This window comes from Leptospira ryugenii (assembly GCF_003114855.1).
Classification (GTDB): domain Bacteria; phylum Spirochaetota; class Leptospiria; order Leptospirales; family Leptospiraceae; genus Leptospira_A; species Leptospira_A ryugenii.
Map to the genome: position 1 here is coordinate 127,077 of NZ_BFBB01000003.1, position 18,475 is coordinate 145,551.

The following is an 18,475-nucleotide window of genomic DNA, read 5'->3' on the forward strand; positions in this document are numbered from 1 at the left end:
CAACAGGCTGATTCATAAGGTTTTTTTTGAGGTCTCCTTCTAAGGGTAACCTTACCTCTTTACTTGCTTCCTCTAGTTCTTGGTAGAGTTGTTTCTTCAGGCTTAGGTTAAGTAGAGAGAGGAATACCTGGATTCGCTTCTTTAAAAAATAGGCAGTATTGTAGGGAAGGTTTAGCTTTCTTGCTATCTCTTGGGAGGTCACTACCTTAGGGTATTGGAGGATTTGATCCTGCAAGATGAACGATATATAGGATAGAGGTAGTTTGGTATTCTGGAAGGGCGTATTGGCTGTTAGGCTGATTTGTTTATGGCAATGAGAACAGCGTGCCACGGATTCCCTTCCCTTTACCTTAAGGTAACTGAGCCTGGGGTCTTTTCTGGATTCTTTACAATCACATTGTTTGGGGAAAAGAGTTTGGAGGATATGGAGTGTTCTAAGAGTGTATTCCTTTCTGATGATAGGAGTATCTAGGATGTTGATATGCTTAGGGTATGGTCTATAGGTGTTAGGAAGGAACTTGGATAAGAGAGATGAGGGTGGGAGTGAATGAGAACGGCGAGAGGTAAATTTTGTGTGGCTTCTTGGGGAGGTTCCCGCCCGCAGTTCTCATTAACATCCCACACAAACTCTCCTTCCTCTCGACTCCCTAGAAGAAGACTCCTCAGACCTTCTGCATACCTTACGTTCCCTAGAAAGCTCATCTCGTCTAAGTATAGCTGGCTCCACTTAGGACTTATATAGTGGTAACTTCTAAAGGACTGCTTTAAGATATTATTCCTTGCTTCCGCTCCATTTGAGGATACTCCTTCTTTCGTCACCCACCTTTCTCTACTTAGGTTATACCTAGGATCATTACTCTTCTTACTATGATTCACCATCCTATGGTTCTTTCTATCCCAGATACATGTGTAGCCTTCATCTGTGAAAAGTATGGTGTTCTTTGGTATCTTGTCATCTAAGTCTTTTGCGAGATACCTCTCATGGTTTAAGGGTATACTCTTATAAAAAGTCATCCCATGGTTTATCCCCACAGTGTGAACTAATACTCCCTTTTGTTCCCCTCCAAGTGAGTTACTTAAGTAGATAGATGAAGTGCCAGTCTTATACCTCCTACTTCGGTGTTTGTTGGCTCTTAGGCTGGAACTATAGAGCACTACACTATCCGCAACCTCAACAGGCTGATTCATAAGGGATTTTTTGAGGTCTCCTTCTAAGGGTAACCTTACCTCTTTACTTGCTTCCTCTAGTTCTTGGTAGAGTTGTTTCTTCAGGCTTACATTTAGAAGTGAGAGGAATACCTGGATTCGCTTCTTTAAAAAATAGCCAGTATTGTAGGGAAGGTTTAGCTTTCTTGCTATCTCTTGGGAGGTCACTACCTTAGGGTATTGGAGGATTTGATCCGGTAAGATGAAGGATATATAGGATAGAGGTAGTTTGGTATTATGGAAGGGAGTATTGGCTGTTAGGCTGATTTGTTTATGGCAATAAGAACAGCGTGCCATGGATTCCCTTCCCTTTACCTTAAAGTAACTGAGCCTGGGGTCTTTTCTGGATTCTTTACAATCACATTGTTTGGGGAAAAGAGTTTGGAGGATATGGAGTGTTCTAAGAGTGTATTCCTTTCTGATGATAGGAGTATCTAGGATGTTGATATGCTTAGGGTATGGTCTATAGGTGTTAGGAAGGAACTTGGATAAGAGAGATGAGGGTGGGAGTGAATGAGAACGGCGAGAGGTAAATTTTATTATCAGAACGAAAAACTATTAGCTGGGGGATTTTTCAGAATGGTAGTTTGCATGGACTAGGCAAAAGATACTTCGCAAATAGCGGAATACTGGAATCTGAAGGATTCTACAAAGATGGTAAATTAAATGGGAAAGGTAAAACTTATTATGAAAGTGGGAATCTAAAATCTGAAGGCACTTACGCACATGAAGAATTAAGTGGTAAAGGGAAAGTTTACCACGAAAACGGATAGTTACATTTAGAAGGAATTTTCGCGAGGGATGAATTGATAAAGGGAATTATATACACGAATGATGGAAGAAAATCTCAGATTGACGAAAATAAAGGAAAATAAAATAGCAAATATCCTAGACTTCCATCATTTCGAAATCATCTTTTGACGTTCCACAATCTGGACAAACCCAATCCTCTGGCACATCCTCCCATAAAGTACCGGGAGCAATGTTTTCGGAGGGATCACCTTTTTGTTCATCATATATCCATCCACATATCATACATTTTAGAATTCTAAATTTTTTTTCTTCCATACTCAATTAAACTCTATTTTTAAAATGTTGAACTGCTATCGCTTTTATAACTTCTCTTTGCGTAGATGCTATTCTTGTCCTTGGAAAGAAAAAATGGCCACCATAGTTGAGAAGCTATATTGTCCTTCGGTTGATTTGGAATTCCATACTCAATGGGATCATTCCCCCGAGGAAAACGAGCTGTGCCAAATATCGTATCCCAAATAAAGAAAAATTGACCAAAGTTTTCCATGGGAATCTTTCCATCAGGACCAAAGACCGCATGATGAGCTCTATGCGTAGAGGGCAATTGAATCAACCTTTCGAGAATATAGCGAAGAATTGGAATTCGATACAAAATCTTATCCCAGGAAACAGATGTGTGATTTAAGACATTTCCTACTCCTGTGACCAAGGTACTAATTACAACAGCTTCCCCCATTCCCATGGATGTCATAAATGCCCCATACCAAAGTTCAGGCATACATACATACCATTGCCAATTTTCGCGAAAAGAAATCATTACTGACATTGTCGAGGAGGTATGGTGGGTGCGATGCATCCGCCAAAGCCATTGCCATTCATGACCCTTCCTATGATACCAGTAGTGCATAAAGTCTCCGGGCACTAAGACTAGAAATACTCCTATCAATAGAGGTGTGGAAGCAAACTGCATTACCAAATTTGGAAATAACGAACTTATAATGAGACCTCCCATAAAGATGATCCCAGGTTTAATAACCAATGCTAGCTGGGCTATACTGATCAGATCAACTGCCAAATCCTTGCGATTCCATTTTTGGTAAAATCCAGCTAAAATTTCAATAACTCCTAACAATACGAAAATCGCAGTAACAGAGATTGTGTCTAAGTGTGCTATCATTGAGCGCCTCCATATGTGCATACATGTATTTATATGCACATTTTTTCAAGTAATTTTTCTTATTCCGAAGTTTTTTATCCTTCCTGGAAGTCTTCTCTCACCTAGTTATAGGAATATTTTTCTTCCTGATCTCGAAAGTATGGGTGGCACAAAATTAAATGGAGTAGGGCTACAAGAATAGCTCCAGGTAAAAGATTACTTGCAACGATAGAATGCCAACTCTGTGAATAGACAATCTGCGTTTTTCCAAGGAAATTTGATGCATTAGGTTTGCTAATCAAATACACAAGAAGCATAGAGGAATGTAAAGATGTAAGGGTAACATGCAAAATATATTCAGCCGAACTTAATCCTCCAAAGCGAGCACGGGCGCCCTTTTCTTCCCACATATCAAGGATTTGAACAAACAGATCAACCATCGCAAGAAAAAGGACTAAACCGAATAGCCAACCTTCAATACCAAGCAGAAAAAGTCCGACCAATTGGAACGGGAAAAAAACGGCCCGTATTGTATGCAATTTATGTTCAAAGATTGTTTCTTTATATTTGTACAATTTATACTTCCACAGATGCAAATAGATTCCATCAATGAAAGCCAAGCCTGAGAACAAAATGAGAAATACTAAACTCAAATTTACAAGTGTCATTCCAAACCTCATAAGTGCATATATGCACTTATGAGCACATTTATTTGCTTAGGAATTAATGTCAAATTAAAAACCGAAAAAAGGTGGACTTGCAGAATTTGGACACCAAGCTCAACTTAGATGACTTCTCGATCAAAGTCCAATTCTGAAAAAAGAAAAGATCTAGCGATAGATGCCTTAAATCAAGTCTTGGATTCAAAATTTTTGACGGCTCTAGCAGAACCAAGTCGGATTGAGGTATTGAAACAAGTCATTCGCCATGGAAAGGCCGATATCTCTGAGCTAAGTGAGGGTATGAGCTTAGATCGCTCCGTAATATCAAGGCATTTAGGAATCTTACAAGAAGCGGGGATTCTCATTCGGGAGAAACAAGGAAAACATGTGCTGTATCAATTGGATCCAGGCCGCGCAGTGCAGAAATTCAAGATGATTTTAAACCACTTAGAAGAATTGGTGGCAATCTGTTGCCCACCTTTGGAACCAAACCAGATCCATTCGAAAAGACCAAACGGAAACTAAACATTACATCAGAAGAAAGAAATGACCCCGATATGAGGAGTCTTATTTTTTAAATTAAGGGTTCTTTGAAATCATTCCCTTTGATATACTTTGGGAATAGGCATGGATTTCATAATTATTATTCGATACAGTCCGGGCATTAGTAGTACGAATCGTTTCTCTACGTGGGACTAGATGCCATTGATTACCAACCTAACCCTCGTACTACGAATAGAAGATATCCACCCACCGAAATCCAGTCTTTTTGTCCTCCGCTGATTTTTCCGCGTTACGATACCTTCTCTTTCTAGAATGTCTAGTATCCTAGTAACATTGGCTCGATCCCTGTTGGAACTGTTCGCAAGCTCTTGTTGTGGACATCCATCATTTTGCCAAAGACGGGTAAGAACTCTAAATTGATCGGGAGTAATCGGGAGATTTGCATCCTTCATCAATTTGGAAAGCCTTTCGAAAATGGACATATAAGTCTGTCCCAAAACTTTCCCATAGGATTGATCAAATGTAAATTTTGACTCCATCAGACTTCCCTATCCACATGATTAAAAAAATCAAACTCCTTCTGACTGCAAATTACATTTTTTAGATTAATTTTTATTCCAATGTGAACAATTGGATTAGGATGTCTGATTTTTACAATACGAGTTCTCTTCTTTCAAGTAGAGTTATTTTATCAAATACTTGATTTAGGAGAATAAATTTGATGAATAAAGTATATTGTCTCTTTATATTATTATTTTTCATTTTATTTTGTAATGAAAATAAAATTGAAAGTACATCTAACGGAAGGAAGCCGAATGCCGTAGGTTGGTTTGATATCTATGTTGAAGATATAGACAGAGCGTCCATATTTTATGAAAAGATTTGTAACCAAAAACTACAGGATTTAAAAGATCCCACGGGCGAAACGATTATGAAGGTGTTTGTAGGTGAAATGAATGCTTACGGATCTTCTGGCGCATTGGTAAAGTCAAAGTACTCGAAACCAGGTAGAGGGGGAACATTGATTTATTTTAGTGTCGAGGATTCCAATATAAGCGAATCGAAAGTAAATCAATTTGGAGGAAAACTGATTCGTCCCAAATTTTCCATAGGCAAATTTGGATTTGTGACTATCTTAGAAGATTCTGAAGGAAATTTGATAGGATTAAATTCAATGAAATAGTGCATCTATTGAAATTAGATGTGTGAAGATCAAACGTATCAAAACATCCCGCATCAATTGTGAAATTCTGTTTCTCCACTTGGTGCTGGATCATCCAGACTAACACAGTCTCATTGGTTTCTTACCTTCTCATGTACGACAAACTAAGTTCGTACAGACCATCTTCTTTAAAAAAGGCAACAGAGAAAAAAGTATTACGGATGGAAAAACATTAAAATCGAATAATTAAAACTTAACTCGCCTAGATTTGAAAGAACTTTTCATTTTGAATCGCCCAGCCCTTACTTTAGTTCGACCACTCATTTTGAAACGATTTGAATTTATTTTAAAGGATCTCAATTTAAATCGATTGGGAGAGAATGAAAATTTATCAACTTGTCAATTGCCAATTCAATTTCTTTTTGTAATTCAAGTGGATCTGAAGTGATTGGGAGATTGGCATTTCTTGTAAGAAAATAAATGAAGTCATTCACTAGAAATACCATCATTGCATAAGAGTTAAAAGGAGGAATAACAAGGGAATCGTTTTTAGGATTTTTTACTGTTGTCAGAAAATAAACTGTTCCATTTCTAAATTCAGGACTGTATTGTGAAAGGATTAAATTCGCTTTCATGGAATCTTTATTCAATTTCTCTAATATATCATTGGTAACAAAATCAGATAAAGCTTTTTCCTTTCCCTTTTCGGCTACTTTTAAAGTAAACTCTGTTTTTACTGGCAGTGCTTGGATTTTAAAAAGTCCAAATTCTTCTTGATAAAAAGTGGCTCCATTTTTTTGATCTTCCATCACTGCATACCTTACGTCAATAGGTACGAAACAAGCAAATTTTTCAAAAGGTGATTCATACAAATTACCTTCAATATCACCATGTTCTAAATCAACGTTGCGATAAATTTCAAACGTCTGACAATTTAAAAGTATATAACATAAATGAATTAAGATTCTCATTTGAATTGTATTCATTTATAAAGCTCCCCTGTCAAAGCATCTAAAAACATTTCTTCCGATTCCTCGGAGAATCGATATTCCATATGGAAATCCGAAACGTTTGCAAATAAATTGAATGTAGGTAAAAAGAAAACCGAGATTCATTTTTCGTAACCTATAGAAAACTGAAAGGTTCTTGCTTTTTCTCTAATTTATTTCTTCGAATAAAGGTGTAATGGTGGGATTCTTGGTTGTATTCAGGAAAAATCTAAAAAGTAATTCTCGCTAAAGTAATATAGAACCTGTTGTCTTTTGATTCTTTTTGAACCTCAGCGAAATACAATGTTTCGTCACAATCTCCAAGGTCATGTTGGACAGGATTATCAGTGCCGTAAAAAAATTCCGTCTGGCTATCAATTATATCAGCATAGGTTTTCAACACTTCCGCTAATACTATGTTGTTTTTCCATTTTTTTTTATTTCCGAGGATCGCACAAAACTTCTATTTGATTTTAATGAATCCAAAACTTTATTTTGCCGAAAGGATTCAGGAATATCATATATTACTTTTTTAAGTTGAATCTGGTATTTTGATTTCAAACGACTCTGTAAAAAATTAAGAAATTCAAGTTCGAGCCCGATGCAACTTGGCTCCTCAATCATTACTTTTCCCATTTCATAAACTTCTTGAATTGGATCTATTCGATAGTTAAATACTTTATGGCGAGGAGCTTTGTACCGCATTTTTGCAACCAAACAAAACTTTGGTTTAGAAGAGTTTGATGAAATTGGATGTGATAAACGAAAAGGTCTATCTTCAGAGGAATTGATTTCTTTCGTCTACCATCCGATCTGAAAATGTATGAGAATAAAGACAAATGTAAATAAAGATAGAATGACTGATAGTCTTCGCATAATCTACCACAATGGAAGATCAAAAAAATCGTAGGCAATCTTTTTTTTGAATCAAAAATATTGTAGAATCCTCACTTAAAGTGAGACAAAAATAACTTTAAAAATTTTTTGATTTTTGTGGTAAAAAACTTGCAACCAACGAAAAAATCATTAGGTTTAATACGTTTCAAAATCTGAAGTCAAAAAAAAATGAGAGCTTTCGTTTCTACTTTCTCGATCCAGTAAGGGGGATATTCTATGAGGCAAATTATTTTCTTCTTGGTTTTTCTGTTCAGTTTTGGTTTGCTCCTTTCTCAAACCAATTTCCAGAAGGGTGATCCTGTTTATGCTCAGTGGCAAGGTGGCGCTCATTACAAAGCTACGATAATCCGAAAGGAAGGAGAAAATTACGAAGTCCAATGGCAAGATGGATCTTCTCCAACGATTCTATCACCTAACGAAATCAAACCCAGGAAAAACCATGGCTTGGACCGATCGCAAATCGGCGATTGGGATATTACCGATGAAGGCCCTAAAGATCCAAATGCAATTACACTTTGGGAAGTATTGCCAATTTCGAGTTTAAAAGCCGGAAAAGCAATTTATGCAAAATATCTAAATGGTCTTTATTACAAAGCTTTCGAATTAGAAACAAAGGGCAAACTGATCCTTGTTCGCTGGGAAGATAACTCGGGAGAGATGTGGGTGGATAGCGTTAAGCCGAGAAAGGGACACGGACTGACGGCAGACTTGATTGGTGACAGAGAATTGACGGCAGCCGAAAAAGCAGCCAATCAAAGAGCCAAGGAAGCCAATGCGGCAAAGTATGAGGTTTCTTGTTCTAAATTCCGGACGAGGATGGATTGTATGAGAAGTTTAGATCCATGTGCATGGAATGACCGATCTGGCTGTTCCTACAGAGGATACTAATACTCATAACTAGACCGAACTACATAATTTACTTTTGGGATCGATGAGTATGCGACCAAGTCATCGAATATATCAAATTTAGTAAGGACGAGACCTTGCCTATGAAGATCCCTGTTTCGCTTCTTTTTCGTTTTGCACACTTCTTCACGAAAGACAATTTTTACCTTTCATTTCTTTTAGTATTACTTTCCAACTCGGTCCCACTCCTAGGTGTACTTTTTTTAAAATGGTCGATCATCAAAATCCTCTACGCTTACACAATAGAAAGTATCATCCTTGTCCTTTTTGGTTTACCTAAAATTTTGACCGCAAAACTAAAGTTTCCGAAAAAGAAATGGGAACAAAATCTTGGAAGCAAGGAATTTGAAAGTACAGCTCTCATGGGGATTGCCATGTTTGCTTTTTTAGGAGCGCATCTAGCACTTTTATTGCCATTGATTCATGCGCTTCTCGGAGGAAATGGGTATGACAGTTATTATGCGTTCTTTAAAACCGAACTCTTGAGTATACCGATTGAGCAGAGTCTATCATTTGAGATTCTCTTCCTGAATTCTTTTCTATTGAATATGTTTTTATCCATAATTTCTCAAGGAGAATCCTTATTTCTTTTTTTCAAAACCAAGGAGTTTCTGACGTTCAACCATGAGCACTTTGTTGACCAAATGGTACTCCGAATTGGCTTTGCGCAAGGCACTTTACTGTTTTCACTTCCCATATTACTTTTTGCCCTTTGGTTATTTCCAAAAAGTTTGGCTCCTGTTCTTTGCTCTCTTTGGGTATTATTCAAATTATTCATTGATCTCATTTATCTTTATAATCGATTCCACAAAGAGAAATCACAAGTATGATGTAACTAAGAAAAAACAAGAATTATGGACGCAATGAGTTCGATAGCTCCATAAAACGCTGGTAATTTGGCGATGGAACGATCCATCGCTGCACTGACCATCCTTCCCAAAGACATTCCAAACAAAGCGAGTGCGACAGTTATGCAGACTCCATTCCGAATCTCTGGTATACAATAGGCAAGGATCAATGCTAGCGACATACACAAACCAAATCCTCCATACACGGCGCGCACTTCATTTTTTCCGGAGGCCGTTAGCTCTGAAATCCCGAACTGCTTTGTGATCCAAACTGGATTCGGAAATGCAGATATTCCCATACCAGCGAACAAAAAACTCACAAAAAGCAAAAAAGTATCACTTCCGAGAGGATGACTAGAGATAATAATTTTTAAAGAGTTCCATTCCATACTTACACTTTATACCAAGGCTCAAAAGAAAATTGTATGTATCTGCTACGAGTCAATTTTACATCGGCAAAAATAATTCTTCAAATAGCAGATTTTTACAAGTATTCTTTTGCAAGGGGATTAAAATCTTTTAATCCAATTCAAACAGAGAGGAATCTATTTGGAAACTATACCAGACTCAAAAATTGTCAAGGAAGCCCACAGTATCGTTAAACACGCACTTAATGAAAATATATATAACCACTCAATGAGAGTTTATCAACTTGGTTTATTGTATGGAAAAATAAAACAAATCCCCTTTGATTTGGAAGAGCTCTGTCTGGTTTCTTTGTTTCATGATATTGGATTGAATGAGCAGTATAGACAAAAAGGAAAATCTTTCCAAATCGGATCTTCTTCCACACTAAGGGAGTATTTAAAATCCGAAACCAAACTGCCAATAACAAGGATCAATGCCATGATGGAAGCCATTGATTTCCATTTTCTACTGAAACCTCGTTGGGAAAAAGGAGAACTTGCAGGACTCTTACAAACGGCGGCTCATATGGACGTATTAGGACGTAACTCCTCTAGCATACCTCGTGTGGATCGGAAACGCATAGTAAACCATTATCCCAAAAAAAGATTCTTCCTCGAGTTTAATCTTTGTTTGATAAAGTCATTTACCAGCGTGAACAGTGTCATTGGACTCTTCTCTCCAGAAAAATGTTGTGATGACAACCACTATCTAAAAGCAGAGAATCTCGCATGATATCGATTATAGGCGGAGGAATTGGTGGTCTTAGCTTAGCAAATGCCCTCCAATCATTCGGTATAGACTTTAAATTATATGAGTAGGCAAGTGCATTTACAGATGTTGGCGCAGGGATTGGTCTAGGCGAAAATGCCTTAGCGATATTGGAAATGCTAAATCTAAAAACGGATATTGTAAAAAATGGCTTTTCCATTCAAACTGCGAGAAGAACAGACAAGAAGGGAAAAACGATTCGAGTTTTACCCATTGAGAATGCGGGCGTATGTATACATAGAATGAACTTAATAAATATTCTGCACAAAAACATAAATCCAAAAAATATCTTTTTAGAGCAGAAACTCCATTCTTGGGAAAAGGACCGCGACCATTATAACCTTTATTTTGCGAATGGTAACACCATAAAAACAAAATGTGTAATTGCCTGTGATGGCATCAATTCACAGGTACGAACGAAACTTTTTCCTCAAATCCAAAAACGTTATTCTGGTCAAACTATTTGGCGAGGGATTTCCAAAGTAAATCTGGATCTGGTATTTAAAAGCAGTTATATTGAATTTTGGGGAGACAACCTAAGATTTGCTACTATTCCTATCTCTGAAGAATCGTATTATTGGTATGCAGTAAAGGAATCAAAAGAAGGAGAAGTTGATAATCAATTATCTATAAAACAAGACTTAAGTATTCTGTTCGGTGATTTTCATCCGAGCATCAAAAGAGTTATCGAAAACTCCCTAAACATTCAGCGAAATGATATGTATGATATATTGCCGCATACGTTTCCATGGCATTCAGGTCAAATTGTTTTCCTTGGTGATGCCATACATGCAACAACTCCCAATTTGGCGCAAGGAGGTTGCCAAGCGATCGAAGATGCGTATACACTTGCAAAGATCATTTCGAAAGTGGGAATCGCAAGAGAAGCATTTGAACTGTACTTGGAATTACGGAAAGCTAAGGTTTTCCAGATTGTCAAACAATCATGGAAGTATGGAAAGTTTTCACACCCGAAGAACATACTATTGGAATACTTCACAAAATTTGTATTGCAAGTCCTGCCAGATTCCTACTTTCTAAAACAACACCAGTCTATTGTAGATTTATGTTATCTCAAAAAAATTTAAAATTACAAATCAAAAGGACAAGAATCCTTTACAGGACGGTTTTATGAAAAATAGATTTTATTCTGAATTAACCTATTGGAAAAAATTCAACCCGATGTTTCCCGATAACATGAAGATAGACGATCGTGATCCACCGGAAGAGTTTTATCTACCTTGGAACGAAAACAGAATCCATATCGACAGTCGGACTCCTTCCGAATACAAAGGGACAATCATCTTTGTACATGGAGTTGCCAGTAACGGTCGCATCCTTTCTCATGCATCTAGATTCCTATCTGATTTGGGATATCGTGTTCTATCACCTGACTTGCCTGGCTACGGACTCTCTGAAATATCATCCTCCACGGAAATTAATTATCCTTTGTGGTTGAGCTGCATCAATCATGTTGTGGATTGGGCTTCTAAACAAAATGCAAAACCAATATTTCTTTTTGGATTTAGCTTGGGAGGCATTGTAAGCTACGATGTGGCGGCCTTAAATACAAAAATCCGAGGAATCATCGTTACAACTCTGATTAGCTTGAGTGATCCAGAAGTTAGGTTGTACGGATTCAAAAATAAATGGATCGCAAAATATGGCGCCTTCGGACTTTCTTTTTTGAAAAACTTTCTTCGAATCAAAAAGATCAAAATCAAAAACTTTGCTAAGGTAAATCTAATTTCGAACAATCAGGAGTTTTCGAAAGTCTTTATGAGGGACCCTTTCAGCGGAGGAAACTCTGTCTATATCTCCTTCCTTCAAAGTATTTTCTCCATAAAACCTGCGTTAGAGCCAGAAAGATTCAAAATACCTATTTTACTTGCCCACCCTTCCAAGGACCTCTGGACTCCAACCCACCTGAGCCTTAAACTCTTTGATAGAATACCCTCCACAAAATATTTTGTAGATTTAGAGAACTGTGGACATGCACCGTTAGAAGAACCAGGAATCCAAACCTTGCAAACTGCCATTCAGGATTTTTTAGTTCGATATACATAAAGTATTTTTAAAACTAGTCTATGTCAGGTGGGATATTCAAATTCAAGTTGGAAATTCATTTTTATGCAAGATCTACTTTTTATGAAACAGAAAGATTCCATGATTTCCAATGGTCCAATGAACGAAAAATACATCTACCTTGGCAAACAAGAGCTCCTCTACATGGGAAAGATATTGTCTCTTTCCGTCCACTCTCATATTACTTGGACACTGTGTTTGCCCTTGCAAGGCGAAATTAGATACCAATCAAAAGATGAAACTTACAAAACGAAAAAAGCTTTCCTGATTCCTCCTAAAGTGGACCACCAAATAGAAGGATACGGCTCGTATCTCGCATTTGTTTTTTTCGAGAAGTACTCTCCGTACGCTCCAGTGATATCCGAAGGTTCTAAAATTATAAATCTCGATGAAAGAGAACTTTTACCCTTGAAAGAAGCACTTACCGAATTGATGCAACAGAAAGATAAAGCAAAACATAATCTTACTTTTATATTAGATAATTTGCATATCCCTATCCAAAGAAAATCAATATTGGATGATCGTATTCTTTTGGTCCAAAAACTCCTAGTCCAAAAGGATTTAGAAACACAGATATCCCTTGTGGAACTAGCCTCCTCCGTTGGGCTTTCCGAATCACGATTGAGCCATCTCTTCAAAGAACAAATGGGAATCCCAATTTCATCGTATAGGGTCTGGATACGGATTCGGAATTTAGCAGATGCATTGAAAAAAAATCCGAAACTTACATTTGCTGCACATTCCTCTGGATTTTTTGATTCCTCTCATTTGCATCGAGTCTTCAAACAATACTTTGGAATCAATCCTAAGAATGTATTCTTAAATTCTCTCGTACATTGGATTTAGGTCCACGAGCCAATGGAAAGATACTTCAGGATATTTCGAGTAGAATCTGATTTTTATACAGAAATCGTATCGAAAACACGATCCGTGTTTCCGGTAGCAGATTTATACAATTTTTTTTGTAGCGAATGGATTATTATGAAACGATGATACCAAAAGATATTTTGATTTCCCTCTCCTTTATCATCACAGGGATTATCCATGCACTGCCAGTCTACGGCGCAATTGGGAACCAGGCTCTAGAAAAACTCTATGGCTTACCAATCCAAGATCCTAATCTTTTGATTTTACTTAGGCACCGCGCCATATTATTCGGAATTGTATCTTGTGTATGTTTCCTTGCCGCTTTTGAGCCTAATTACAGAAATTTAGGATTTTTGATTGGGTATATAAGTGTCCTATCCTTTCTCTGGATGGTATGGCAATCCAATGGGACAAACGAGAAAATCCAACGTGTCTTTGCAATGGACATTGTGGCTCTCTTGAGTTTAGTTGTTGGAAACGTCTTTGCTGTAATCCCATTCAAAGGATGAACTAGCGATAGTCCAGGAGGGCTCGCACTATTTTCTCGAAGTCTTTTCCTTCCTTTTTTTGGATTTCGGAAAGGCAAATCGAAAAGATGTAAGATGCCTCCTCCTTAGTATAAAGAATCCAATTCGCATTTGTAGATTTGTTTGCCCAATCAGGCTTGCCATTAAGGCTATGGATCTCGTCAAACGGAAAGGAAGAGTCGAGCTTTGTAGGGAAAAATACAAGCCCTCCTTTAGATAGAACATAGGATTTTTGCTGTGTAAAGGTATCTATTGATTCAGGAAAGGTTCTAGCATTCGAATCCAATATTGCAGCTAACATAAATTCATCGATTCCATCCTCCAAAAAAACACCAATTCTTTTATTATCCCTCAGAAAAACTTTTTTAAAAATTTCGAAATAGGCATCAAAATCCAAAGAAGCATTTGCTCCTCTTCTAACTAAATCCATATGCGGATACTTTATCTTTGCTTTAGTTTTTTCATAGACACCATCACCATATAAATCTTTGATTATGTATAATGTACCGTCTACTGCATTGCTGACACCTGCTGTGCTCACCTTCTTTCCTTTGGCTGTCATACTAACCCCATTTACCCAAAGTGGTTTATCATAGTAAGTTTGAAAGCGTTCCAAGTCCAGAGAATGAGTGGTAAGTGGAACACCATCAAACATGCCAGTTTCTGCAGCGGTGAGAGAGCCATCACAGATCGAAAGTAGATACGGATCATCCCTTTTTTGTTTTTGGATCCATTGAATCAATGTTTGGTTATGATCAGACGGAACCATCGCAGATAAATTGGGTATAATCAGAACATCGACTTTCTTTCGCAAACTGTCAAATTCCGCGACGGAATAATGTGGCATCACCGATAGACCTTTGAAAAGTGGGATAGGCTTCTTTTCCTGTGCCACAATGTACACATTGGCCTGTTTTGTTTCTTGGAATAGAGAATAGGGAGCGAGCAAATCAAATATCTCTGTGCCTTGGGTATCCGCGACCAAGACAATGTTTTTCCTACCAACTACATCTTCTACTCTGCTTTGTAAATCTGGTAGGTCTCCCTCTATAGTATGCCATGTCGAAAAATCAAAGATGGGTTTCAACTTCCAAAGAAAAAATCCCAAAAAGCATAGCAGAAAGAAAGTGGTATATCGGTTCATTCGCTCAGTAAAAAAGGGAGAGCAAAAAAAGAAAGAAGCTTATCAATACCCCATCAGATCACCTTTGGCAAACGACCTTCTATCTCCGAGATGACGAAGAGCTGGTGGATCAAATCTTCAAAGCCCTCTCTTTCCTTGAGTTTCGCGATCTTTGACTCAAAACTTAGGGGCTTCACCTGTGGATGTAAGGACGCGCGGTTGCGGTAGAACGAAGAATCCATACATACTAATCATATGATTAGTATGTATTTGTCAAGTGCTTTCTCATTTAGAGCGAATGCGTGAGACCAAGACCAAAGCGCAATACGACATAGGCAGGTAAGCAAAAATGAGATCTACGAGTGTAAACCAGAGAGGACTCGGTAAATAGATCACATTGATAAGCCCACCAAGAAAAAATAAAAACCCAATCGCATAGGCACAAATCGATGCATGTTCTTTACGCAACATAGCAGCGATTAAACTCCCTAAAAATGTTCCGGATGCATGCGCAAGAAAAGGGAAGAGGAAGTTCTTGGGGAGAAAGAGATGCATAGAATCCCTCAATCCCTCCATAGTAGAAACATCCGCACCTTCAGGTGCTGGGATGAGGATCGTTCCTAGATTGAGAACGGTGATATTGAGAACACTTCCTAGTATCAATCCTAATAAAACGGAGCCAATGCCATACAATACGTTTTGAACCATGGCGTTATGTTAGGATTTCATTTTTAATTTGGCAAGAGAATTCACGAATCAATCTTGTTTTTTTAAAATTAGCATGACAGTTTTTAAGCTAAGTGTTATTCTAAAGAGGCCAATATGAACATTTTAGAATACATGCAAAATATATCCACGCAGGCATACAAACGGGGTGATATCATTTTCAATGAAGGTGACCCTCATGATGGAAGTATGTATTGTATCATGCAAGGGATGTTTGCTGTCACCAAACGGACCCCTGATGGTCTTCAGGAAGTGATCCGAGGTTTAGGTCCTGGAGATTTTTTTGGGGAGCTTGCCCTAATCACGCGAAAACCTCGTTCCATGACCGTAAGTGTGGTTTCCGCTCAAGCACGACTTGGCATCTTACGCGATGACCAATTTGAGAAGCTTGCTCGTATCAATGCAAATTTCCTATTCCATTTACTTAAAAGTTCTGTGGATAAATTGCATAGAGCAGAAGCAAGGCTCACAGAAATCGAAAAGATGATCGGAGAATTACAAACAGGGTAAGTATGAGCGCAGAAAGTCTAAAAAAATATATCTCAGCTGTAAAAGTCCAACATTTCCCAAAAGATACAAAAGTATTCAGTGAAGGCGAGGAATCAAATGGTGTGATGTACTTTGTTTTCTCCGGAAAACTCATGGTTACGAAACGTTCAGGAATGGGAGATGATTTGATCCTTCGCCAAATCGGTCCGGGTGAATTTTTTGGAGAGCTGGCTTTGATCCAACACTCACCACGCGCTGCCAATGTCATTGCCATTTCGGAAGACACAAAGGTTGGTATGATTACTAAAGATATCTTCCTCGCCATGGGTCATGAGAGCCCTGGTTTTTTATCAATGTTACTCAATAGTGTCATCCGTCGTTTAACAGAGGTAGAGGATAAGGTCGTAGAGAGACGACAAGAATTGCATGAGCTTATCAATGCCGGAAAGATTCCTCCCCAAGCTGTTAGTGGGTCTATTCCAGGCACGGAAGCAGTGGAGGCGGAATCACCTTCCGAACAGCAAAGTTCAGAAGACCAAGAATTACCTATCCCTATTGATCCTTCCTTGATGGCTGATGAAACAAAAAAATCTTGACTTGGCCTTACAACCTGAACGATGATTGCCCATGGCTTTGCGACTCTTCCGTTACCCCTACCCAATTTTAGTTGTATCTCTTCTTTTCGTTGTCATCCCACTCCTAAACTACTTTTTTACCGCTGCACTTTACGATCTTTCTAGTTTACAATCAAAGCAGGTATTTTCTCGCATCCAGCCATTGCAGTACGTACTTTCTATCCTAAGCCTTGTTATCGCATATGGTTTGCTAGCAAAAAAGAAATTTGGATATTATCTCTTTCTTTTGTTCGCAAGCATTTTAGCATCTTATAATGTTTGGATGATAGCTTGGATCAGCCTCGGCAAAAAATTGTTTTTGGCAGGTGTCCGCTTGCAAGGCCCAGAGATCATAGTAAATGCAGTGATGACATTTGTAGCTTTAGCCATGATCTTTTATTTTCTTAAGCGAGAGGTCTCGGCACCGTATTTAAGTTCCCTAAACCGAGGTTGGAGAGGGGGTTACCGTGAAACACACCCAGTTCCTTTCCACTGGACCAACTCCGATGGGGAAAGAGAGGGTGATGGTTTTACAATAAACATCTCCGGCTCAGGAGCCTTGATCCCATTGGTGGAACACCACTTTCTTAAAATAGGTTCCGAGATCAACTTACACCTAAAGCTTGAGAATGAAAAAAGAGAAATCGTTCCCATTTCTGTAAAAGGTGAAGTTGTTCGTTTGGACCAGGATGAAGAAGGCACAGAATTGGCCGGGGTTCGATTTGATTTCCAAGCAGCACAAAAAGATGAGGAAGCAGAATTTCTACGATTTCTAAAACGAGTTTTTGCACCTCGGTTTCCTGTTCAGAACAAAATCCATGCAGGAAAAAAGGAAGCGAACGAATCGTCCGGTGAGTTAGTCAACATTTCCACAGAAGGTATGTACATTAAATCTGATATTGTTTACGATTTGAACGATCGTCTTTTTATCAAAATTGACACTCGGTCTGGGCCAATTAGTTTGAAAGCTCTTGTTAGATGGTCCAATCCGAATGGACGCTATGGCAAACCAAAGGGATATGGCTTACAAATAGAAGAAGTAGAAAATCCAACAAGGTTTCGCTTTTGGGTATGGAAACACAGGTTTAGGATTTTCCACGAGCGTTGAGAAGAGCCTCTGCTACCAAAAGGTCAGTAGGTTCTGTGATTTTTAGATTGGTTTCTGTTGTGATGACTATGCCAGTCTTTTCTCCATAGGCCTCCATCCAAGAACAAAGATCTGTGGGTTCTACTGGCAATGGCACATCCATAGTTTGGGCTTTTTTAAGTGTTTTGCCAGAAATTATCTGTGGTGTTTTCACAAACAAAAGTTGATTCCGATCTAGAGTTTTTTCTATAAAGCCTTCCCTATCGCCTCGTTGAACGACCGTTTCGTGGCATGCGGACACAATGGTACTTGCCCCCCATTTCACCGCAGATTGAACGAGTAAATCTAAGTCCTGGTGGCTAAAAAAAGGACGAGCAGCATCATGTATAAAAATAAGGTCTTCTTCGTCCCAGGGGATGGATTGCAAACCTAACAAAGTAGAGGCGTGACGGGTATTTCCACCTTCTACGATCCTGTCGTTTGAGTTTAAGTAAGGCGAAGCATACTTCTCTAGCTCCGAAATCCAATCTCTATGGCAAACTAAGCTCAGAGATTTTAAAAATGGCCAAGATGAAAATGTCTTTAAGGAATGGAGAAAGAGAGGCTCCCCAGCTAGGGACAGAAACTGTTTGGGAACTGGGCTCCCAAATCTCTTCCCTTCTCCCCCAGCTAGGATAATTGCGTACAGATTTCGCATC

The 18,475-nt window shown here is 38.4% G+C and carries 27 protein-coding genes; 15 read left to right on the forward strand and 12 right to left on the reverse strand.

Features of this window, described 5'->3' with window-relative positions:
* Together DI060_RS18915 and DI060_RS04955 are read right to left on the reverse strand one after the other, a co-directional pair.
* A partial coding sequence (locus tag DI060_RS18915; protein WP_439956885.1) for a transposase occupies positions 1-331 on the reverse strand: 331 nt, incomplete at its 3' end.
* Between the two features lie 137 nt (positions 332-468).
* Positions 469-1,503, reverse strand: coding sequence for a transposase (locus DI060_RS04955; RefSeq protein ID WP_244594288.1), 1,035 nt, complete (start codon positions 1,501-1,503; stop codon positions 469-471).
* A 290-nt stretch (positions 1,504-1,793) separates the two neighbouring features.
* On the opposite strand from DI060_RS04955, the gene DI060_RS19290 reads away from it, so the two are divergent.
* A complete protein-coding gene (locus DI060_RS19290) occupies positions 1,794-1,979 on the forward strand; it encodes a toxin-antitoxin system YwqK family antitoxin (protein WP_167836922.1) in 186 nt (61 codons plus the stop codon).
* A gap of 115 nt (positions 1,980-2,094) precedes the next feature.
* Here DI060_RS19290 and DI060_RS04965 read toward each other — a convergent pair whose 3' ends face one another.
* From DI060_RS04965 to DI060_RS04975, 3 genes are all read right to left on the reverse strand, one after another.
* Positions 2,095-2,274: a rubredoxin gene (locus DI060_RS04965; protein WP_108974384.1), complete on the reverse strand. Its 180-nt coding sequence runs from the start codon at positions 2,272-2,274 to the stop codon at positions 2,095-2,097.
* A gap of 19 nt (positions 2,275-2,293) precedes the next feature.
* Positions 2,294-3,136 carry a sterol desaturase family protein gene (locus DI060_RS04970; RefSeq protein WP_209451985.1) on the reverse strand — a complete coding sequence of 281 codons (843 nt, stop codon included), beginning with the start codon at positions 3,134-3,136 and terminating at the stop codon, positions 2,294-2,296.
* Between the two features lie 101 nt (positions 3,137-3,237).
* Positions 3,238-3,783 carry a hypothetical protein gene (locus tag DI060_RS04975; protein ID WP_108974386.1) on the reverse strand — a complete coding sequence of 182 codons (546 nt, stop codon included), beginning with the start codon at positions 3,781-3,783 and terminating at the stop codon, positions 3,238-3,240.
* 120 nt (positions 3,784-3,903) lie between these two features.
* On the opposite strand from DI060_RS04975, the gene DI060_RS04980 reads away from it, so the two are divergent.
* Entirely contained in the window at positions 3,904-4,302 is a 399-nt protein-coding gene (locus DI060_RS04980; RefSeq protein WP_108974388.1) for an ArsR/SmtB family transcription factor, read from the forward strand.
* Between the two features lie 170 nt (positions 4,303-4,472).
* Here DI060_RS04980 and DI060_RS19295 read toward each other — a convergent pair whose 3' ends face one another.
* Positions 4,473-4,820, reverse strand: coding sequence for a MarR family transcriptional regulator (locus DI060_RS19295; protein WP_108974390.1), 348 nt, complete (start codon positions 4,818-4,820; stop codon positions 4,473-4,475).
* 182 nt (positions 4,821-5,002) lie between these two features.
* On the opposite strand from DI060_RS19295, the gene DI060_RS04990 reads away from it, so the two are divergent.
* Positions 5,003-5,464 (forward strand): VOC family protein, encoded by a 462-nt coding sequence (locus tag DI060_RS04990; protein ID WP_244594289.1) that lies wholly within the window; start codon positions 5,003-5,005, stop codon positions 5,462-5,464.
* A gap of 335 nt (positions 5,465-5,799) precedes the next feature.
* Here the strand turns inward: DI060_RS04990 and DI060_RS04995 are convergent, their stop codons facing one another.
* Positions 5,800-6,429, reverse strand: a complete 630-nt coding sequence (locus DI060_RS04995; RefSeq protein WP_108974392.1) for a hypothetical protein — start codon at positions 6,427-6,429, stop codon at positions 5,800-5,802.
* A 697-nt stretch (positions 6,430-7,126) separates the two neighbouring features.
* Between DI060_RS04995 and DI060_RS19245 the strand changes: the two genes are divergently transcribed.
* The 3 genes from DI060_RS19245 to DI060_RS05010 all read left to right on the forward strand — a co-directional run bounded on the left by DI060_RS19245 (position 7,127) and on the right by DI060_RS05010 (position 9,065).
* Positions 7,127-7,249, forward strand: coding sequence for a hypothetical protein (locus DI060_RS19245; protein ID WP_282097135.1), 123 nt, complete (start codon positions 7,127-7,129; stop codon positions 7,247-7,249).
* 296 nt (positions 7,250-7,545) lie between these two features.
* Positions 7,546-8,217 (forward strand): tudor domain-containing protein, encoded by a 672-nt coding sequence (locus tag DI060_RS05005; RefSeq protein ID WP_108974396.1) that lies wholly within the window; start codon positions 7,546-7,548, stop codon positions 8,215-8,217.
* A gap of 101 nt (positions 8,218-8,318) precedes the next feature.
* The gene (locus DI060_RS05010; RefSeq protein ID WP_108974398.1) at positions 8,319-9,065 is read left to right on the forward strand and encodes a DUF6498-containing protein; all 747 of its coding nucleotides are present in this window, start codon (positions 8,319-8,321) and stop codon (positions 9,063-9,065) included.
* A 5-nt stretch (positions 9,066-9,070) separates the two neighbouring features.
* Here the strand turns inward: DI060_RS05010 and DI060_RS05015 are convergent, their stop codons facing one another.
* Positions 9,071-9,472 carry a DUF4345 family protein gene (locus tag DI060_RS05015; RefSeq protein WP_108974400.1) on the reverse strand — a complete coding sequence of 134 codons (402 nt, stop codon included), beginning with the start codon at positions 9,470-9,472 and terminating at the stop codon, positions 9,071-9,073.
* A gap of 160 nt (positions 9,473-9,632) precedes the next feature.
* Here DI060_RS05015 and DI060_RS05020 point away from each other — a divergent pair, with 160 nt between their 5' ends.
* The 6 genes from DI060_RS05020 to DI060_RS05040 all read left to right on the forward strand — a co-directional run bounded on the left by DI060_RS05020 (position 9,633) and on the right by DI060_RS05040 (position 13,720).
* Positions 9,633-10,223, forward strand: a complete 591-nt coding sequence (locus DI060_RS05020; protein WP_135354999.1) for an HD domain-containing protein — start codon at positions 9,633-9,635, stop codon at positions 10,221-10,223.
* Positions 10,220-10,309, forward strand: a complete 90-nt coding sequence (locus DI060_RS19300; RefSeq protein ID WP_369689612.1) for an NAD(P)-binding protein — start codon at positions 10,220-10,222, stop codon at positions 10,307-10,309. Before DI060_RS05020 ends, DI060_RS19300 begins: the two co-directional genes overlap by 4 nt.
* Before the next feature lie 66 nt (positions 10,310-10,375).
* Positions 10,376-11,347: an FAD-dependent monooxygenase gene (locus DI060_RS05025; RefSeq protein WP_108974404.1), complete on the forward strand. Its 972-nt coding sequence runs from the start codon at positions 10,376-10,378 to the stop codon at positions 11,345-11,347.
* 43 nt (positions 11,348-11,390) lie between these two features.
* A complete protein-coding gene (locus tag DI060_RS05030; protein ID WP_108974406.1) occupies positions 11,391-12,326 on the forward strand; it encodes an alpha/beta hydrolase in 936 nt (311 codons plus the stop codon).
* A 63-nt stretch (positions 12,327-12,389) separates the two neighbouring features.
* On the forward strand, positions 12,390-13,190 hold the full coding sequence (locus tag DI060_RS05035) for a helix-turn-helix transcriptional regulator (RefSeq protein ID WP_108974408.1): 801 nt from the start codon (positions 12,390-12,392) through the stop codon (positions 13,188-13,190).
* Between the two features lie 143 nt (positions 13,191-13,333).
* Positions 13,334-13,720, forward strand: coding sequence for a phosphopantetheine adenylyltransferase (locus DI060_RS05040; RefSeq protein ID WP_135355000.1), 387 nt, complete (start codon positions 13,334-13,336; stop codon positions 13,718-13,720).
* 1 nt (position 13,721) lies between these two features.
* On the opposite strand, the gene DI060_RS05045 is transcribed toward DI060_RS05040, so the two are convergent.
* The 3 genes from DI060_RS05045 to DI060_RS05050 all read right to left on the reverse strand — a co-directional run bounded on the left by DI060_RS05045 (position 13,722) and on the right by DI060_RS05050 (position 15,569).
* Positions 13,722-14,825, reverse strand: a complete 1,104-nt coding sequence (locus tag DI060_RS05045; RefSeq protein ID WP_209451986.1) for a DJ-1/PfpI family protein — start codon at positions 14,823-14,825, stop codon at positions 13,722-13,724.
* A 110-nt stretch (positions 14,826-14,935) separates the two neighbouring features.
* Positions 14,936-15,103: a hypothetical protein gene (locus DI060_RS18920; protein ID WP_167836925.1), complete on the reverse strand. Its 168-nt coding sequence runs from the start codon at positions 15,101-15,103 to the stop codon at positions 14,936-14,938.
* A 43-nt stretch (positions 15,104-15,146) separates the two neighbouring features.
* Complete coding sequence (locus tag DI060_RS05050) at positions 15,147-15,569, reverse strand: hypothetical protein (RefSeq protein ID WP_108974414.1); 423 nt, start codon at positions 15,567-15,569, stop codon at positions 15,147-15,149.
* A 114-nt stretch (positions 15,570-15,683) separates the two neighbouring features.
* Here DI060_RS05050 and DI060_RS05055 point away from each other — a divergent pair, with 114 nt between their 5' ends.
* The 3 genes from DI060_RS05055 to DI060_RS05065 are packed head-to-tail and all read left to right on the forward strand — an operon-like array spanning position 15,684 to position 17,798.
* Positions 15,684-16,097, forward strand: a complete 414-nt coding sequence (locus DI060_RS05055) for a cyclic nucleotide-binding domain-containing protein (protein WP_108974416.1) — start codon at positions 15,684-15,686, stop codon at positions 16,095-16,097.
* Between the two features lie 2 nt (positions 16,098-16,099).
* Positions 16,100-16,672 (forward strand): Crp/Fnr family transcriptional regulator, encoded by a 573-nt coding sequence (locus DI060_RS05060; protein WP_108974418.1) that lies wholly within the window; start codon positions 16,100-16,102, stop codon positions 16,670-16,672.
* A gap of 31 nt (positions 16,673-16,703) precedes the next feature.
* Positions 16,704-17,798, forward strand: coding sequence for a PilZ domain-containing protein (locus DI060_RS05065; RefSeq protein WP_108975630.1), 1,095 nt, complete (start codon positions 16,704-16,706; stop codon positions 17,796-17,798).
* On the opposite strand, the gene DI060_RS05070 is transcribed toward DI060_RS05065, so the two are convergent.
* Positions 17,776-18,474, reverse strand: coding sequence for an IspD/TarI family cytidylyltransferase (locus DI060_RS05070; protein ID WP_108974420.1), 699 nt, complete (start codon positions 18,472-18,474; stop codon positions 17,776-17,778). The two genes, DI060_RS05065 and DI060_RS05070, sit on opposite strands and share 23 nt — an antisense overlap.
* Position 18,475: the final 1 nt, after the last annotated feature.

Bases quoted from the DNA above. Each gene is read 5' to 3' on its own strand.
- DI060_RS04955 (WP_244594288.1), bottom strand. From the start codon at position 1,503: ATGGCACGCTGTTCTTATTGCCATAAACAAATCAGCCTAACAGCCAAT.
- DI060_RS04965 (WP_108974384.1), bottom strand. From the start codon at position 2,274: ATGGAAGAAAAAAAATTTAGAATTCTAAAATGTATGATATGTGGATGG.
- DI060_RS04970 (WP_209451985.1), bottom strand. From the start codon at position 3,136: ATGATAGCACACTTAGACACAATCTCTGTTACTGCGATTTTCGTATTG.
- DI060_RS04975 (WP_108974386.1), bottom strand. From the start codon at position 3,783: ATGACACTTGTAAATTTGAGTTTAGTATTTCTCATTTTGTTCTCAGGC.
- DI060_RS04980 (WP_108974388.1), top strand. From the start codon at position 3,904: ATGACTTCTCGATCAAAGTCCAATTCTGAAAAAAGAAAAGATCTAGCG.
- DI060_RS19295 (WP_108974390.1), bottom strand. From the start codon at position 4,820: ATGGAGTCAAAATTTACATTTGATCAATCCTATGGGAAAGTTTTGGGA.
- DI060_RS04990 (WP_244594289.1), top strand. From the start codon at position 5,003: ATGAATAAAGTATATTGTCTCTTTATATTATTATTTTTCATTTTATTT.
- DI060_RS04995 (WP_108974392.1), bottom strand. From the start codon at position 6,429: ATGAATACAATTCAAATGAGAATCTTAATTCATTTATGTTATATACTT.
- DI060_RS05005 (WP_108974396.1), top strand. From the start codon at position 7,546: ATGAGGCAAATTATTTTCTTCTTGGTTTTTCTGTTCAGTTTTGGTTTG.
- DI060_RS05010 (WP_108974398.1), top strand. From the start codon at position 8,319: ATGAAGATCCCTGTTTCGCTTCTTTTTCGTTTTGCACACTTCTTCACG.
- DI060_RS05015 (WP_108974400.1), bottom strand. From the start codon at position 9,472: ATGGAATGGAACTCTTTAAAAATTATTATCTCTAGTCATCCTCTCGGA.
- DI060_RS19300 (WP_369689612.1), top strand. From the start codon at position 10,220: ATGATATCGATTATAGGCGGAGGAATTGGTGGTCTTAGCTTAGCAAAT.
- DI060_RS05025 (WP_108974404.1), top strand. From the start codon at position 10,376: ATGCTAAATCTAAAAACGGATATTGTAAAAAATGGCTTTTCCATTCAA.
- DI060_RS05030 (WP_108974406.1), top strand. From the start codon at position 11,391: ATGAAAAATAGATTTTATTCTGAATTAACCTATTGGAAAAAATTCAAC.
- DI060_RS05035 (WP_108974408.1), top strand. From the start codon at position 12,390: ATGCAAGATCTACTTTTTATGAAACAGAAAGATTCCATGATTTCCAAT.
- DI060_RS05040 (WP_135355000.1), top strand. From the start codon at position 13,334: ATGATACCAAAAGATATTTTGATTTCCCTCTCCTTTATCATCACAGGG.
- DI060_RS18920 (WP_167836925.1), bottom strand. From the start codon at position 15,103: ATGGATTCTTCGTTCTACCGCAACCGCGCGTCCTTACATCCACAGGTG.
- DI060_RS05050 (WP_108974414.1), bottom strand. From the start codon at position 15,569: ATGGTTCAAAACGTATTGTATGGCATTGGCTCCGTTTTATTAGGATTG.
- DI060_RS05055 (WP_108974416.1), top strand. From the start codon at position 15,684: ATGAACATTTTAGAATACATGCAAAATATATCCACGCAGGCATACAAA.
- DI060_RS05060 (WP_108974418.1), top strand. From the start codon at position 16,100: ATGAGCGCAGAAAGTCTAAAAAAATATATCTCAGCTGTAAAAGTCCAA.
- DI060_RS05065 (WP_108975630.1), top strand. From the start codon at position 16,704: ATGGCTTTGCGACTCTTCCGTTACCCCTACCCAATTTTAGTTGTATCT.
- DI060_RS05070 (WP_108974420.1), bottom strand. From the start codon at position 18,474: ATGCGAAATCTGTACGCAATTATCCTAGCTGGGGGAGAAGGGAAGAGA.